The organism is Chloroflexota bacterium (assembly GCA_026389585.1).
GTDB lineage: Bacteria > Chloroflexota > Dehalococcoidia > UBA2247 > RBG-13-53-26 > JAPLHP01.
Genome location: JAPLHP010000095.1, coordinates 24,263 through 40,797, shown reverse-complemented (window position 1 = coordinate 40,797; position 16,535 = coordinate 24,263). Strand labels below are relative to the sequence as shown.

16 protein-coding genes are annotated in these 16,535 nt (G+C 52.8%); 9 read left to right on the top strand and 7 right to left on the bottom strand.

Annotated features, from left to right (window positions below):
* Together NTZ04_08910 and NTZ04_08905 are read left to right on the top strand one after the other, a co-directional pair.
* A partial coding sequence (locus tag NTZ04_08910; protein MCX5992423.1) for a hypothetical protein occupies positions 1-521 on the top strand: 521 nt, incomplete at its 5' end.
* A 345-nt stretch (positions 522-866) separates the two neighbouring features.
* Positions 867-1,346 (top strand): MarR family transcriptional regulator, encoded by a 480-nt coding sequence (locus tag NTZ04_08905; protein ID MCX5992422.1) that lies wholly within the window; start codon positions 867-869, stop codon positions 1,344-1,346.
* Positions 1,347-1,415: 69 nt separating this feature from the next.
* Here NTZ04_08905 and NTZ04_08900 read toward each other — a convergent pair whose 3' ends face one another.
* The 6 genes from NTZ04_08900 to NTZ04_08875 all read right to left on the bottom strand — a co-directional run bounded on the left by NTZ04_08900 (position 1,416) and on the right by NTZ04_08875 (position 6,066).
* Positions 1,416-1,598, bottom strand: coding sequence for a 4Fe-4S binding protein (locus tag NTZ04_08900; protein MCX5992421.1), 183 nt, complete (start codon positions 1,596-1,598; stop codon positions 1,416-1,418).
* Between the two features lie 20 nt (positions 1,599-1,618).
* Positions 1,619-2,926, bottom strand: a complete 1,308-nt coding sequence (locus tag NTZ04_08895; GenBank protein MCX5992420.1) for an FAD-dependent oxidoreductase — start codon at positions 2,924-2,926, stop codon at positions 1,619-1,621.
* A 67-nt stretch (positions 2,927-2,993) separates the two neighbouring features.
* The gene (locus NTZ04_08890; GenBank protein MCX5992419.1) at positions 2,994-3,473 is read right to left on the bottom strand and encodes a hypothetical protein; all 480 of its coding nucleotides are present in this window, start codon (positions 3,471-3,473) and stop codon (positions 2,994-2,996) included.
* A gap of 42 nt (positions 3,474-3,515) precedes the next feature.
* A complete protein-coding gene (gatA, locus tag NTZ04_08885; GenBank protein MCX5992418.1) occupies positions 3,516-4,973 on the bottom strand; it encodes an Asp-tRNA(Asn)/Glu-tRNA(Gln) amidotransferase subunit GatA in 1,458 nt (485 codons plus the stop codon).
* Positions 4,974-4,975: 2 nt separating this feature from the next.
* Positions 4,976-5,266 carry an Asp-tRNA(Asn)/Glu-tRNA(Gln) amidotransferase subunit GatC gene (gene gatC, locus NTZ04_08880; protein ID MCX5992417.1) on the bottom strand — a complete coding sequence of 97 codons (291 nt, stop codon included), beginning with the start codon at positions 5,264-5,266 and terminating at the stop codon, positions 4,976-4,978.
* 104 nt (positions 5,267-5,370) lie between these two features.
* Complete coding sequence (locus NTZ04_08875; GenBank protein ID MCX5992416.1) at positions 5,371-6,066, bottom strand: hypothetical protein; 696 nt, start codon at positions 6,064-6,066, stop codon at positions 5,371-5,373.
* A 394-nt stretch (positions 6,067-6,460) separates the two neighbouring features.
* Between NTZ04_08875 and NTZ04_08870 the strand changes: the two genes are divergently transcribed.
* Positions 6,461-7,519, top strand: coding sequence for a transposase (locus tag NTZ04_08870; GenBank protein MCX5992415.1), 1,059 nt, complete (start codon positions 6,461-6,463; stop codon positions 7,517-7,519).
* 16 nt (positions 7,520-7,535) lie between these two features.
* Here NTZ04_08870 and NTZ04_08865 read toward each other — a convergent pair whose 3' ends face one another.
* Positions 7,536-8,387, bottom strand: coding sequence for a hypothetical protein (locus NTZ04_08865; protein MCX5992414.1), 852 nt, complete (start codon positions 8,385-8,387; stop codon positions 7,536-7,538).
* 890 nt (positions 8,388-9,277) lie between these two features.
* Between NTZ04_08865 and NTZ04_08860 the strand changes: the two genes are divergently transcribed.
* The 6 genes from NTZ04_08860 to NTZ04_08835 all read left to right on the top strand — a co-directional run bounded on the left by NTZ04_08860 (position 9,278) and on the right by NTZ04_08835 (position 16,527).
* On the top strand, positions 9,278-10,501 hold the full coding sequence (locus tag NTZ04_08860) for a homocitrate synthase (protein ID MCX5992413.1): 1,224 nt from the start codon (positions 9,278-9,280) through the stop codon (positions 10,499-10,501).
* Positions 10,502-10,669: 168 nt separating this feature from the next.
* Positions 10,670-11,146: a hypothetical protein gene (locus NTZ04_08855; protein ID MCX5992412.1), complete on the top strand. Its 477-nt coding sequence runs from the start codon at positions 10,670-10,672 to the stop codon at positions 11,144-11,146.
* 330 nt (positions 11,147-11,476) lie between these two features.
* Positions 11,477-13,561: a molybdopterin-dependent oxidoreductase gene (locus tag NTZ04_08850; protein MCX5992411.1), complete on the top strand. Its 2,085-nt coding sequence runs from the start codon at positions 11,477-11,479 to the stop codon at positions 13,559-13,561.
* Positions 13,562-13,580: 19 nt separating this feature from the next.
* On the top strand, positions 13,581-14,270 hold the full coding sequence (sfsA, locus tag NTZ04_08845) for a DNA/RNA nuclease SfsA (GenBank protein ID MCX5992410.1): 690 nt from the start codon (positions 13,581-13,583) through the stop codon (positions 14,268-14,270).
* Positions 14,271-14,302: 32 nt separating this feature from the next.
* The gene (locus NTZ04_08840; protein MCX5992409.1) at positions 14,303-14,980 is read left to right on the top strand and encodes an endonuclease; all 678 of its coding nucleotides are present in this window, start codon (positions 14,303-14,305) and stop codon (positions 14,978-14,980) included.
* 107 nt (positions 14,981-15,087) lie between these two features.
* Entirely contained in the window at positions 15,088-16,527 is a 1,440-nt protein-coding gene (locus tag NTZ04_08835) for an OB-fold domain-containing protein (GenBank protein MCX5992408.1), read from the top strand.
* Positions 16,528-16,535 lie beyond the last annotated feature (8 nt).

Genomic DNA, 16,535 nt, shown 5'->3' with positions numbered 1-16,535 from the left:
AGGAAGAGGAGGAGTACTGGAAAACGCACAGCCCCATTGTTGAGGGATATGAGGGAGAGATCAAGCGCCCACGCCAAAAGCGGTCATCTTTCTTGGCGGTTCGGCTAAGCGGTGAGGAGTTGAGCGGATTGCGACAGCTTGCAGCAAAACAAGGGCTAGGCCCTTCCACTCTCGCCCGCATTATCTTGACTTCAGCGATGGATCAAGGAGACGCATTGCCCAAGCGAATAACCCCAGGTGAACTTCAACGTGCAATACAGTCTGCGCAGGAGAAGTGGCCCCAGCCTATGAAAGAGAAGATCATAGCCCTTGGGAAAGACATGGCTATCGGTGATCCGAGTAATCCAGCCCTGCTTATCATGGACCGGAGTCAGATACCGCAAGCCGAAGAAGCCTTTTGGGCCTTCTTCATCTCGCTACTAGCCGCGCTGGGTATCGAAGTGGTCACACCGGAAGATGAGAGATACAAGAAATTGAAACGTGTTAGGCGTGTGGGAGTAAAAGTAAAAGTAAAACAATGATACTGGCGCATAAGACCTTCGCTCAATTCTAACCTTTAGCATCATAACCCCTTGACTTTCTTCGTACTTCCTGTATGATTGAACGTAACATGCGAGGCGGTAAACGCAATGGAGCCGGCGCCCCACGAGGCAACCTCAATCGCCTTACCCATGGGGCCAGGTCAGAGACTGTTCAGTCAGCCATCACCCGCGCGCTTCAAGACCCCAAGGGACGAGCCAAGGTGCTCGATATCGTTAGACGCTACTCCCAACCACACCCGACAGAGGTACACTCATGAAAAACACTGGTATAACAGTGGATATAAGGATGTAATAAGAACTACATTGTTTTCAGTGAGGAGTGAGATGGAAGCTAAAGTAAAGAAAGTGGATGCAATTGATAACATCTGGGTGCTGTGGAACCGGACTGCGCAGGCAATACGCAGAGCCAGAGAGGTTGAACTGCACGGGGTGGCCGGGCTCTCATTGATCGAGGCGAGTGTCATTTACTTCGTGAAAGCGTCCAAGGAACCGGTAACCCCTGCTATACTGGCGCGTTCTCTCTACAGGGAGCCTCATACAATATCAGGGCTGATCAGCCGCATGGAAAATCGGGGTCTGGTCCGAAAAGAAAAGAACCTGGCCAGGAAGAACCAGGTCAGGGTGGTATTGACTAAGAAGGGTGAGCAGGCCTTCAAAGAACAGAGCAAGGCGGATGCCGCTCAAAAAGACTTGATATCCTGCCTGTCAGAGAAAGACCGCGATAACCTGAATGTATGTCTGGGGAAGTTACACAAGAAGGCAATCGAATTGATCCGGGAGAGCAAGCGACTGCCTTATCAATAGATTGTCGGTGGACTTCTTTCTATCTGACTGAATAGTCATTCGATCAGCGCGATATATCCTGGTGCTGTTTCAGGTTTTGCTTTCCTCCAGAACCGCCAGTGCGTCCACAGGGCAGTAGTCCACACAGACGAGACAATCATTGCACTCCTCGCGGTTTATCTGGCATACCCCCCAGGCCCTCAGGGCCTCGCGGGGACAAATGGTGACACACAGACCGCAGCCGACACATCTATTCTCGTCAACCGCCAGCATAGGTTACCTCCTTTTCAGGATCAGGCTGGAGCGGGTTTGATCCGCTGTTTGATATCTTCCACTACGATGCGGGCAGTCTCAGCGCAAGCAGGCAGGCCCAGAGGCACCAGGGGCGCTACCCCGTCACCCACATTGTACAGGTTCTCTACAGAAGTCTTCTGAGTGAGGGCGCCTGGCATCGCCCGGTACATCGGCCAGTCCTTCTGCCAGTAGCTGACATGCAGAATTTCAGCCTCCCGGTCGAACTGGGGGATGCTGTCTCTTATGTCCTGGACTACCAGGTCGATTTCCCTGGCGGTATCCATAGGGAGAAAAGAGGAATCCGGGGCAGCCCATGCCTGAAGCAGGTGTTTCCCCGGAGGGGCGTATTCCGGATAGGCCAGGCTGGTGCACATCATGGTCATCTGCCTCCGGCCTTCAGGGACAACCATAACCCCGGCGAAGTCAACCAGAGGCTTTTTGCTGGAAACCTCAATGCAGATATATGAGAGGGGCCGCACGTTCTCCTTCAATTCCTTGAGATACCCCTTGTCGAAGTGCTTGGTTCCTGCCAGTTCTACTGTCTTGTGCGGGCCGGCATCACTGATGACCATGCTGGCGGCTATATCCAGCTCGCTGCCGTTTTGCTCCACAATTATCCCTTTGGCTACCTCGTCTTGCACTATGATGCGTTTTACCCGACAGGAGGTCCAGACATGCCCGCCCCCGGCTTCTATGACCTTCACCAGTTCTTTCATCAGGGCCAGGAAACCTTGGGGGTGAGCGCCGGCGGTGGCTCCCGTGCCGAATCTGAGCTGCCGGATGAATTCACTGGCTGGCATATCGTTGAAATTGACGCACTGATAATTGACCAGTCCCCTGAATATGGCCAGAACCTTTTCGTTCTGGGTGTACTGCAGCAGCCAGTTGTGAATCGAGATGGCGCTGGAGGGTTCTTTCCAGCCAAAAGCACGCCGAATGGCTCCTATGACCCTGGTGGTCTCGGCTTCATCGGCAAAATTGGACATCAGCCCTTTCAGACCACCCTTCGGGGCCATGAGGTAATCCTTGCCGCCCATCCTGAAACTGAGCTGCATCGGAAAGCCACGTACTGGGAAGGCAGCCCCTGCCTCTTTGAAGACCCTCTCGACAACCCCGCCGGTCTCCACATAGAGGGCGCCTGTGGGGAGGGTAAATCCCTTATACTTCGTTGATGAAGCCCGGCCACCTACGAAGGGCAGCTTCTCGACGACAAGGGTCTTATAGCCTGAGTGGACGAGGAGGGCGGCGGAGCACAACCCGCCCATGCCGGCGCCCACAACAACCACATCGTACTTTCCTTGTTTCAAATGAGCACCTCCAAAGAGCCTCCCTGTGCTGTGAATTATTGGCGACTATGGGCGTGTGTTCAACTGGTTACCGCACAATAACCAGACTGATGCGGTGATTTGCCCAGAGGCGCTCCTCTATCTCGCCATCGAACCAGTGCTGGCGCTCATCGCTTTCCGTCCTGGCAAGGACAAACGCGATGGCATAAGAATACTGGACAGAGTAGAATAGCGAACTGCCGACGGCAGAGGCCAACACATCCGCCAGGTACTCACCCCTCCGGGCCAGCTTCACCGTAATAGCGATGGCGGGCAAATCCCGTGCCTCAATGGTCATGTCCGGCCAGAAATCAGTTCCATAGGCCCACACGGACCTGATCTTGCCTTTGTCCCTTCCGCTAACCCAAACCGAGCCAAAGTCACCCATCTCGGTATTGATGAACTCCGTGACAATCACGGCAATATCAAGCAGTAGATCGTCTTCCGAATCATAGTCTCCAAACTCAGTATTCTGCAGCTTCTCACAGAGCTGATCAACAATCTTGAGAACATCGAGGTTCTGCATCATTTCAAAACAAGCCTCCTGGTATGAATCTTAAAGCTACTCACCTTATAGTGGTGGTTTCTTCTTATGCCAATCAGTGGACTGTTCATAGGCGAAGGCAATGCGCAGCAGGGTCTCTTCGCTGAGAGGCTTGCCGATGATCTGCATGCCTGCGGGGAGTCCATCGACAAAGCCGGCGGGAATGGAGATGGCCGGGACTCCGGCGATATTGATGGGCAGAGTGCAGACATCACTGAGGTACATCTGCACTGGATCATCCACCTTCTCACCGATTTTGAAGGGCACTGTGGGAGAGGTGGGCGTGATCAGAGCATCGAACTTTTCAAAGGCATGGTCGAATTCCTGTCTTATCAGGGTGCGTACCTTCTGGGCCTTCAGATAGTAAGCATCGTAATAGCCTGCCGAGAGGGCATAGGTGCCCAGCATGATGCGCCGTTTCACCTCGGCCCCAAAACCAAACTGTTTGGTCTTTCGCAGGGCGTCCCACATACTGTTAGCGTCCCGGGCGGAGAAACCGTACTTCACTCCGTCGTAGCGGGCCAGATTAGCTGAGGCCTCTGAGGGAGCGATGATATAGTAAGCAGCCAGGGCATATCGCGTATGAGGTAAGGATACATCCCACTCTATCTTGGCTCCCAGTTCCTCCAGTCGCTTGATGGCGCTGTGCATGGCATCCGCTACGCCCTTTTGCATCCCGGAGACAAAGTACTCCTGGGGCACCCCCAGGCGCAGTCCCTGGAGGTGGGGGATAAGCGACTTGGTGTAATCAGGCACGGCGTGAGGTAGTGATGTGGAATCTCTGGAGTCGTGGCCGGAGATGGCATTCATGACGATGGCGCAGTCGGTGACGTCTTTTGTTAAAGGCCCGATCTGATCAAGAGAGCTGGCAAAGGCTATCAGTCCAAAACGGGAAACCCTTCCGTACGTTGGTTTGAAGCCCACTACGTTGCAGAATCCGGCAGGCTGGCGGATGCTCCCGCCGGTGTCAGAACCAAGGGCATAGATAGCCTCGTCGGCAGCTACAACCACCGTGGAGCCCCCGCTGCTGCCGCCAGGGACACGGCTCAGGTCCCACGGGTTATGGGTGGGGGAAAAGGCGGAGTGTTCGGTGGAAGACCCCATGGCGAATTCATCCATATTGGCCTTGCCCAGCATGACCATTCCGGCAGCATTTAGTCTCTCCACGACTGTGGCATCATAGGGCGGTATGAAGTTTTCCAGCATCCTGGAGCTGCAGGTGGTGCGCACCCCGTTGGTGCACATGTTGTCCTTGATCACTGCAGGGATGCCGGTGAGCGGTGTGGCCTCGCCCCTTGCTATTCTCTGGTCGGCTTCTTGTGCTTGCTTTAAGGCCAGATCCCCGCTAACGGTCACAAAGGCGTGAACTTTCTTGTCCACGTTTGATATTCGGTCGAGGATAGTCTTCGTTAGCTCGAGGGAGGAGACTTCACGGCGACGGAGCAGATCACCTGCCTCATGGGCAGTCAATTGACAGAGATTCATTTCTACTGCTCAAGCACCGCACGTACCTTGAAATGGTTTTCTTCCTGGTTGGGGGCATTGGCGAGCACTCTGCCAACAGGGAGTGATGGGGTAGCCTCGTCATCCCTGAAGACGTTTTCGAGGGCAATGGAGGGAGCTGTAGGTGCCACATTGGTGGTATCCACCTGCTGCAATATCTCGAAGTTTTCGAGGATGTTGGAGAGTTGTTCCCTGAATCTTTCTACATCATCCTCGCTGAGACCCAGGCGGATCAGGAGGGCCAGGTGCTTTACTTCCTCACTACTCAGCTTCATTTCAGTGCAGTTCCCCTAAAAGCAGACGCTCTTGGCTGAAGAAGCCTAATTATAGCATTGGCCCAAAGCCACGAGCAATTGAGCGTTATTCATAATTCGATATTTCAAGAATCGTACTCATCCGTGAACTGCTTACCGTCAGGTCTTCTTGTCTTCATACCGCCTATGTGGTGAAGCAGGATTCTATTGTAGTATTGAGGCAGACCCTCTATGCGTCGTCGGAAGTCTGAGCGCAGTCTACCGTAAACCACGACCCTTACTTGGCAAGGCGTACTGCTGCAATAGTCCTGTAGTTGGCCTACCAGCCTGTCCATTTCATGTTTGTCTTCCAAGTCCAGTTTGCCTTCTATGATCGTATTCCCTATCCTGATGTCGCCCTTTCCTTCACCTGCCCTCCCAGGTTTTACAAGCTGGACATCAACCCCAGGCATCAGTTCCCTGAGCATAAGGCAAAGCTGCTGATTGGCATTCTCCTCATTTCCGTAGGAACCGCCCAAGGATTCCATCTTCCTCAGAGCCGTCTGGATGTGCTTGTCCAGTTCCCCCTCTGCTTGCCGTAGTCTTTCATCTTGCTCTTCCTTATCTTGGTCTCTTTGAAGTTTCTCTTCAGTCTTGATCATATCTTCAATAATCGCCCAAAGGGAAGCTACGGCGGAAATAGCCAAGATGATGCCTAGAAGTCGCTCTGACTTGTATACAATCAACGGTATTGCTGCAATCATCATGGCTACGGAAAGAGAAAGACAGCCAGCATGGAGCATTCGTATGCGTCTTTTTCTTTCTGCAACTGGTCGTGGCATCTAGTCTTATCCCCCTATTACCTACGCCTGCGTTTCTTAGGTATCCGTTTCTTTTGCCCTATCTTTTCTAAGAGGCTAATAACGGCCTTGCTATTTGCAGGGTAACGATCTCCAGCCTTCCACTTCTCGACGGCATTTACAGTAACACCAACTTCATCGGCTATGGCAGCAAGTGTCCAGCCTTTCTTTTGGAGTTTAGTTATTTTCGTTTGTACATCTCTCATGGTGTCATCTTATACCATACAAAGTATGGTCATGTCAATACCCAATCCATTTGACAATCCATACGATGTATGGTATACTGAATACAGTTTGAAGTAGAAATAGTAAAGGCGGAGTCGCCAGTGCTTGTAACACCAGCGACTCCCAACCAAAAGGAAGGGTTAGCTTCCAAATGGCCTACACTAATGTTAGAACACTTCGTCAAGAGTCTCCACTGCCTCCTGTGGTTCAGGAGATTAAGGCAGTGTTGGCCGAGCTTTCTCAATGTGATGAGGAACTTCTTGAAGCACTCAGGGGGCCACGAAGACGAGGGCCACATGGGTATGACCCTGAGATACTTTGGCACTGCTTTGTGGCATATTATCTCTTGGGTAGGCCGTCTGTCTCTGACCTGATCCGTCTTCTCCATGACAACCCCTACGTTGCCAAGGCTTGTGGCATTGACTCTCCAGAGAGCATTCCGAGTCAGCCGACTTTCTCTAGGTTCTTCACGAAGCTGTCCAAGAGGCTTATGAGAGGGCAAGTAAATCAGGTTTTCCACAAGCTCACTCGGAAGTGTTATCGCACACTCCCTGCGTTTGGGGATTCGGTAGCTATGGATGCCACTGATATCAAGGCATGGTCGAATGGGGCGCACTTGAAGCCTACGGACAAGGATGCTGGATGGATTATCAAGAATGCTACTAATGGTCGTGGCAAGTTCACCTGGGGATACAAGGTCTCCCTGTTGGTGGATACGACCCATGAACTCCCTTTGGCAGTCCATGTCATGAGTGGGAATAAGCATGAAACAAAGGCTGCGTCCACACTCTTGAGCCAAGCACGCTGGATCAACAGCAAGTTTCATCCTGAGTATGTTATCGCGGATGCTGGCTATTGCAGTGAGGCGGTCAGACACCTGATTCGTCGGCAATACAGGGCAGTTCCGATCATCAAGACGAACCCATCGCATAAGAGGGCTGTTCGAGCTTATCCAGAAGACGCTGACTGGCAGGATATCTACGACAGACGCACGAGCGTGGAGAGGGTATTCTCCCGTCTCAAGGCTAATCGGAAGCTGAACAGTGTCCGAGTGCGTGGCATTAACAAGGTCAAAGTTCATTGCTTACTCTCTGTGATAGCATTCCAAGCATGTGCATTGGCTACCAATCGTCGTGCATGTGTCAGGCGAGTAGTCGGGCAGAAGTGGCCGACCAAGCAACTGACAAAGCAGAGGATTGCAGCATACTGATTCTGAGTCGTAGTGTTTACACTTTATTGCCTGATTCGCCATCATCTCCCCCACAAAGTAAATGTTCTATTCTTGTGTTTAGTATGCTAAGATTCTCATCCACTGCCTCTTCAACTGCCCAATATTCACTCTTAATTGCAGTTAGAGCATGAATGTCTGTCGGGATAAGATTCGTCTCTGTAAGATACCTTACAAACAATCTATAGTAAGCAGCCCCCTCAAGCCACACACAACACCGTTTTACGAGTTCATTAAGTTCATCGGTTATCCTTGTGCTTCGCAGCTCCTCAAGTTGTACAACTGACTGCGACCAAGCCCCATCATCTTTCAAAAGCTGAGCTAAGCCAATCTTCTTAGCATCCATTGCATTCCTCAGCCTATGTAGAAACCCAGCAACATTATCCTTTGTATCCATTGATTCTTTAGACCATACGTAGCGATCTACTTCTAGCACTATATCCCGTGAGATGCCGACTATTGGGGCATTGTCTGCTATCTTCTTTGCTTGGTTTCTCATCTGCCAAAGTATTTTGCGTAGTTGTGGGAGATATTCCCTGCGTTCTTCTATCAACCGTATAGATGTTGGAAGCCAAAGTTGCTCTTGTTTTTCCCCTTTCAACTTTGAGTATGCCTTCCTTAGAGAATGAAATACCAGAGTCACTGTGAATGCAACACAAAGTGCAGCCACCACACAAAGAACTATACGTGGCACGATTCCACCCCATTTGAAGAAATACTCAAGAATTGCCAGCACTGTGAAAAACGTGGAAGAGCCAGTTGCCAATAAGTGATCCCCAAATCCAACCACGAATAGTCCCAGAGATTTAAGGTACTCTTGCCATTCTTCCACTTGCATATCTTTTTGCATATCTCTACCCTCGCCAACACAGATTTTGTTGGCGACATGATAGCACCCTTCAAATTACATAAACAATCGCTAGCTAACTTGTTAAGAGGATACAACCAGTAGCGGATGGACTCAATGGGAGTATGTCTTGGTAGCATCATTTTGGTCTCTCTTCAGTGGTTTTGTCACTCAGGGTTGATTTTGGTGTTCTGATTTTGGATAATGTCTGCTTGATGCGTTCCCGCAATCCCTTCAACATTGTTAAGTTCCTACCGAAGTTCTGGTGTCTCTTGGTGCATACTCTTGTATGTGCTGCACTTACCTCTATTTTGGTTACTGTCGCAACCGACTTGCTTGGGTCTACAGTGGGACGCCTTGTGTATTCCCTGCTAGGTCTAGCAGATATATTGGTGTTCGTGCATGGGTATTTGCCAGTCTTGATTTGGGTACTGCGAGGATTCCCCGATGAGGAATAACGTACTATTAGCCTGATTAGCCTATAGACATCTCGGAGTACGTAGAGGCAACAGAAGGCAATAACTCCCCATCGGAATGCCCTGTTCGATAAAAATGTGTCTCCTAGATATGTAGACCATCGGTGGAGGAGTACATACAGAAAGTGGAATGGCACATACACAAGCCTTGTTGCTTGTTCTGTGATGTATGTAAGGGTATTCATCTAGCCACCTCCCTCTGAGGGTAGTTGGCTAGAATGAGAAATGCGTAGGTCAGGTGGAGATGAGCCTCGAAGTAAATATGAATAACGCTCAATTGTGCGATGTAGGGGCGGGTTCGCGAACCGTCCCGGCGGCCGGGATTTCCGTGGGGGAATAACGGTAGTTTGCAAACCTTGGAGGTACTCCAGTATCATACGGCTGTACAACCAGCCCAAGCGCCCACTGGAGATTCTTGTGCCCAAGATTTATTTCGTTGATGTCACTAACCGGGATACAGTGCAGTCCTCCCGAATTAACCTTTCCAAGCTACAGAAAACGATGGTGAACCTGTATCTCGGCCAGATGGGTATCCATCAGTCGGAGTTTGCCTTCCCTTATGCCAGGATCGAACGTAACTACGTGCTGGCCAACCTGCAGTTGAAGGAAATGGGGGTGATGGGGGAACTCATTCTGGAGGGCTGGTGTCGGGCCCTGGTTTCCGATGTAGCTGAGGCAGTCTCCACTGGTGTGAAGGATCTGAACCTTTCCATATCTACTTCGGATCAGATGATTAAACATAAGTTCAGCGGCAGGCTGGATCGAGAGGCCGTGATACGGGAGATGGTGGCAGCGGTGACCTGTGCCAGGGAGCATAGCGTGAAAACCGTCGGGGTGAATGCCGAGGATGCATCTCGGACGGACCTGGGTTTTCTGGTGGCTTTTGCACAGGCAGCGAAAGGGGTTGGTTCAGACAGGATGAGATACTGTGATACCCTGGGTTACGAAACACCGAATACCATCTATAGAAGGGTGAAGGCCCTGGCGGAGCAGGTAGATATGCCCATCGAAATCCATTGCCATAATGATCTTGGCATGGCGGTGGCCAACTCCATTGCCGGGGCGCGTGGAGCCATTGATGGAGGAGTGGATGCCTATGTCAATACCTCGGTGAATGGATTGGGTGAGAGGGCCGGGCAAGCGGATTTGCTGAGCTGTATTCTGGCTATCAAGTTCGCCCGGGAAATGGAAGAATACAAAATTGGTGACCCTCTGAACCTTAGAGTCTCGGCCAAACTGGCCAGCTACGTTTCCTGCGCCTTTGGCGTTCCGATTCCCATCAATCAGCCTGGGGTAGGGGAGAATGCCTTTGCTCACGAGGCTGGTATTCATGCTGATGGCGCTCTTAAGGATCGTCGCAATTACGAGCTTTATGACTATGAGCTTCTCGGTCTGGATCTGGAGCCCCCGCCTCCCAAAGGGAGGGTGATTACCACCGGTGAATTTGGCGGGCTGGCTGGCTTTGAACATGTATACAACAGGTTAGGTATCACCTTCAGCAACAAGGGGGAAGCCAAACGCATCCTGGAGTTGGTTCGCTATGCCAGCGCCCATAATCAGATCAATCTCACCGACGACGAACTGCGCTTTATTGCCATGCATCCGGAGCAGGCCAGGAAAATATTGACTGTGGTCCCATGAGGTCATGGTGCAACCAGAGGTGAATATTATCAGTCTGAAAATAGAGGAAACTGAGGAGAATCTGTCCGAAGGGATTATTGCGCTCCAAACTTGACACTCTTAGTGCTTCTACCATAAGATTCGCGCAGTTGCTATGGCAATCAATAGAAACGTCTGGGGGGAATGGCCATGAACTTCGAGACAGTAAGGAAGGAACACGACTGGATTGAGTTCCTCACTCAAGCCGACACAAATGTAACCTATATGTTTGTCTTCAACAGGATGATAACGCGTCTGCGTGGAGCAAGCGACATTCTCTATATTGGCAAGACACACCAATCAATCGGCAGAAGATATGAACAAGAGACCAGTGTCAACAACACAGCCGGAAACACACAGCAGACAAACATTCGGATGACGCACGTATTCAAAGAGCTTGGGATTGCGAACGTAAAGTGCTATTACACAAGGACACTCAGACATACTCTATCAGCCGACGACAGGACGAGATGGCTTGGCTACTGCAGAACGTGGGACAAGAAGTTCTGCCTCCAACTTGAGAAACAGCAGAAGGGGCAGACCCTGGAGATACCCTTGGAGAAGTACCTTCTCGTCTGCTATGCGGCTGACAATCTGGAAGTACCTCCGATGAACAACAGAATGTAAGATGCTGGATCATGCGACCCGGCGGGTTCACTACACTCTCTGGCAATCATCGCGGAAAACCGGAGAGGTCAAGGTATCACGCTCTTCAGTACCAGTCGGGTTCGAAAGAATCCCTTGCTCTAGCCATGCTCCAACGGGTATCCCTGCACTGCGCTTGACATATGATGCCGTGATTTGTTACTCTGAGAGTGCCATCGACCTTATGGCGGTGAGCGTTGTTGTCCTGAAAAGGGCTCGCTTGGATCGGCAACGACCGAGACGGCAAATAGGGAGTAATTGAATGCCTTCTCGGCATTGCTGGGAAGGCATTAATTTGTAAGGAGGTACAAAATGACTACCTCTAGTACTCTGCCCGATGGAACCACACTGATCAAGAGCGACTGCATACTATGTGTTGCCGGGTGCGGCATTGACGCCTATGTCAAGGACGGCAAGCTGGTCAAGGTCAAAGGCATGCCAGAGCACCCGCTCAACAGGGGCCGCCTGTGCCCCAGGGGTGACAACCTGGTGGAGTACGCCAATGCCAGGGACCGTGTCCTGCACCCTATGAAGAAGGTGGACGGGGCCTGGCAGCGCCTCTCCTGGGAGCAGGCGCTCGATGAGATAACCGATAAGCTAGCGAAGATCAAGGCCGAGTTCGGAGCACACGCCCTGACCGTCTACAACGGGTCTATGGCTACCGAGAACGTGGAACTGGCCACTTTTACCCAGCGCTTCAAGGGTGCTTTTGGCACACCGAACCTGATATCAGTGGAGAGCATCTGCTTCCGCATCCGCGTGGTGGCTCACCTGCTCACCTTTGGCCGGTATACCAGTGAGGATCCGTACACCTCGGCCTGTGCCATCGTCTGGGGCAGCAATATGGACCAATCGCGTTTCATGTGGGCCGACATGCTACACGAGAGGGCTGACAGGGATGAAACAAGGCTTATTGTGATAGACCCCAAGCGCACACCGCTGGCGAAGAAGGGCCTGCATCTCCAGATCCGTCCCGGCACTGATATTGCCCTGGGGCTGGGCTTTCTAAACGTGATCATCTCTGAGGGAATGTACGACCAGAATTACATGGACAAGTACACGCTGGGCTTTGAAGAATTGAAGGAACATGTGAAGCCCTACACACCGGAGAAGGTCGAAGGGATCACATGGGTGCCGGCGGCCGACATCCGCAAGGCGGCGCGCATCATGGCCCTGACAAAGCCCATGGCCATCATACCGGGTACCTGCGTTCTGGCCCACAGCGGCAACGCTCTTCAGGCAGAGCGCCTGCTGTGTATCATCGAGACCGTTACGGGCAATCTGGACACCGAGGGCGGCTGGGCCATGTGTCCGCTCGTGAAGCTCACCGATCTCAGGATTCCCGTGGAAGAAGAGCCGGTGGGTGCAAAGGAATTTCCCATGTTCTACAAGACCTGGGGCAGGCCGGTCCCATACGGGCAGGCCATGCCCTGGCCGGACCAGGTATTAAGCGGCAAGCCATATCCCATCAAGGCCTTGATTGCCACCGGCGGTAACCCGGCGCTGACCATGCCGGAGACCAAGAAGACCGTCGAAGCTATCAAGAAGCTCGATCTGGTGGTAACCTTCAATCCCTTCATGACAGAGACAGCCGAGATCTCCCACTATGTCCTTCCTGCCTGCACCTTCCTGGAGAAGATGGGGTTGGGCATGGTCTACGGCATCAACTCTGGCCTGCCTTACATGCTGCTGCGCAAGCAGGTCTGCCAGCCGCCCGGCGAAGCCTGGGCCGACTGGAAGATCTGGACAGAACTGGCTCGGCGACTGGGGATGGAGAAGTACTTCCCTTGGAAGACCGATGAGGAAGTCATATCCATGCTGCTGGAACCGAGCGGCGTGACGCTGCAACAGCTCAAGGAAAAGCCCGAGGGCTTCTTCTTCGACAAGAGGAAGTACGATGCCCGGGATACATTCGGCTTCCGCACGCCGTCCAAGAAGATCGAGATATTCTCCCAAGCCTTGAAAGACGCCGGCTTTGATCCGATCCCAACCCATCGGGAGCCCACCCAGAGCCCGGTGAGCACTCCTGATCTGGCCAAGAAGTATCCCCTCATCCTGATTACCGGCGGCAGAATGAAGGAGTTCACTCATACCCAGTGCCGCAACATGACCCAGATGCGCCGCCGCAACCCGGAGCCTATCGCGGAGATTCACCCGACCACTGCCAGGGACTATGGGATCATCAACCATGATATGATCTACGTTGAAACCCCGAAGGGCCGCATCAAGCTCAAGGTCCGGGTCACCGAAGATATAGCGCCCAAAGTAGTCACCGTCCCCCATGGCTGGGCGCAGGCCAATGCCAATGACCTGACGGATCTCCAGGCTTTCGACCCCGTATCGGGCTATCCACAGATCAAGGGCCTGCTGTGCCGCGTATACAGGGCAGACTCCTGAACTATGTACGGTTGCCAGAATGAAAATAGCTGACCAGGTAGTGCAGGCTAGTTTTATCAAAAGGGAGAATCGTTTCTCCTGCGTCGTGAAGCTGGCAGGCAAGACTGAAAAAGTCTATCTCGCCAATTCGGGGAGGCTGGAGACGGTGCTTTTGCCGGGGAGTAAAGTCTTCCTGGCTGATAGATCGTCGCCCACTCGGGCAACAAGATATGACCTGGTAGTAGTTGAACTGGACGGAAAGTTTGTTTCGGTGGATGATCGCGTGCCTGCCGAACTGGTGTACGAGGCTTTGAGCAAGAAGGCTTTGCCTAAGTTTGAACGCTATTCCTCAATACGCCGGGAAGTACCCCGCGGGAGAAGCAGACTGGACTTTCTGTTAAGCCACCGTGGCTCGCAGTGCTTCCTCGAAATAAAATCGAGCACACTTGTTCAAAGTGGTGTTGCTCTCTTTCCCGATGCGCCCACCCTGCGGGGCAGACACCACGTTGAAAGCTTGATCTGGGCTAAGAAGGAAGGGTATGAAGCGGCGATCATGTTTGTGATCCAACGAGAGGACGCCAGGGGCTTTTCTCCGAACGATGTGATTGATGCCGAGTTTGGGCAGACTCTAAGATCGGCTCAAAGCGAAGGGGTGGGCATCTACGCCTTTAAGTGCAGGGTAAGCCCGAAGGAAATCGGACTGGCCGGGCAGGTACCAGTCAATTTCTAAGAAGTGGCAGCTATTCAAGAGGCTGATGCCCCATGCTGCTAGATGTTTACCATCGTCTTCTCGATCGCTACGGCCCTCAGCACTGGTGGCCGGCAGAGACTCCCCTGGAAATGATTGTTGGGGCTATTCTCACCCAGTCGGCAGCCTGGGGCAATGTGGAGAAGGCTATCAGCAATCTGAAGGACAGAGAGGTGCTCTCCGTCGATAGGCTGCGGCAGCTTCCCGAGGGCGAGTTGGCCCGGTTGATTTACTCCTCGGGTTATTACAATGTTAAGGCGAGGAAGATCAAGGCTTTTGTCGACTGGCTGGGAGCACATTATGATGATAACCTCGACAGGCTGTTTGCGCTGGATGTCCCTGCACTGCGACAGGAGCTTCTTTCTGTCCACGGCGTGGGTGAAGAGACTGCGGACTCCATAATCCTGTACGCTGCCCGCAAACCTATCTTCGTTATTGATGCCTATACTCGCCGTATTATCACCCGCCTCGGTCTGGCGCCTTCGAACAATAGCTATGCTGCTTTCCAGGTACTCTTTATGCAGCGTCTTTCCCATGACGAGTCACTGTTCAATGAATATCATGCCCTCCTGGTTCGCCACGGCAAAACCGCCTGCAGAAGAGTCCCTCTTTGTGATAGCTGCTGCCTGGTTTTGTCCTGCCTCTTCCCGAAGTCTTCGGGGGGGGTTCCCGAGAACGAACTTAGCACATGAGATGCTAATTATTTTTGCCTTGGGATGGTGATTAGGAATATAATTATCAGCAGCCTGGTCTTAGCGTAGACAAAAAGGTCTAAACCTGGAAGAGGAAAGGAGTAGATATGGCCGGAATAGTTTCTTATGGGGCTTATATCCCTATGTACAGGCTCAGTCGGGCGATTCTGGGCCAGGTCTGGGGTGGAGGTGGAAAGGGGGAGAAAGCTATATGCAACTGCGATGAGGATAGCATCACTATGGCCGTCGAGGCCGGGACAGACTGCCTCAAGGGCACAGACAAAAAGACTGTGGATGCCGTGTACTTCGCCAGCACGACAGCACCGTTCAAAGAGAAACAATCAGCCAGTTTTGTAGCGGCAGCTCTGGACCTCCGCGAAGATGTCACCACCAGCGATTTCGGCAATTCTCTGAGAGCTGGGACGCTAGCCCTCCGAGCGGCTCTGGATGCCGTGAAGGCAGGGTCAGCCAAGAAAGTGCTGGTCGTCGTTGCGGACTGCCGCTTGCCGGTGCCCAACTCGGCCGGTGAGGGCGCTCTGGGCGACGGTGCGGCCGCCCTATTGATCGGGGCTACCGACATCGCCGTCGAGATCGAAGCCAGCGCCTACACGTATAGCGAGTTCCTCGATGTCTGGCGCCTCGAGACCGACCGGTTCCCGCGCCAGTGGGAAGAGCGTTTCATTCTGGACGAAGGCTACGAAAAACACATGAAGAAGGCCTTCGCTGGCTTCCTCAAGGCGCACAAGATGACAGCCAAGGATTTCGCCAAGGTCGCTTTCTATGGTCCTAATGCCAGGAGCCACCAGGCGGTGGCGGTAGCCCTCGGGGCCGATCCGAAGACACAGGTGACAGCGCCGCTCTTCGATAACGTCGGCAACACCGGTGCGGCCATGGCCCTGATGACCCTGGTGCAGGCGCTTGAGGACTCCAAGCCAGGGGATAAGATTCTGTTTGGCAACTGGGGAGATGGCACCGACGTTCACGCGCTGAAAGTGACCCAAGCCATTGAGAAGATCAGGGACCGCAGGGGAATCAAGAGACATCTGGCCTCCAAGGTCATGCTGGAAAACTACGGGAAGTACGTTACCTTCAGGAACCTCATGGTATCTGATGATGGGCCGGCTTGGCAAACGGCACCACCCATGACTAGGCCGCGGACCTCCCTGACAGCCATGTGGAGAGATCGCAACTGGGTGTATCGCTGCCATGGACATCACTGCAAGAAGTGCGACAAGACCCAATTCCCGCTGCAGAAGCGGTGCATGTACTGCCAGGCTGAGGAGAAGTACCTGGAGGAAGTGCCCCTGTCGGAACGGAAGGGAGTCCTCTTCACCTACAGCATGGATGAGAGAACCGCGGTCACTGACCCGCCGAACATTCTGGGGGCTATCAACCTGGAAGGTGGAGTGCGTATCTTCAGCCAGGTGACCGATCGGGATGTGAAGACCATCAAAGTGGGTATGCCGATGGAGATGACCTTCCGGAGAATCCACGATGCTCTGGGCGTCCACAACTACTTCTGGAAATGCCGGCCGGCCAGGGACTAGGGCGGAAT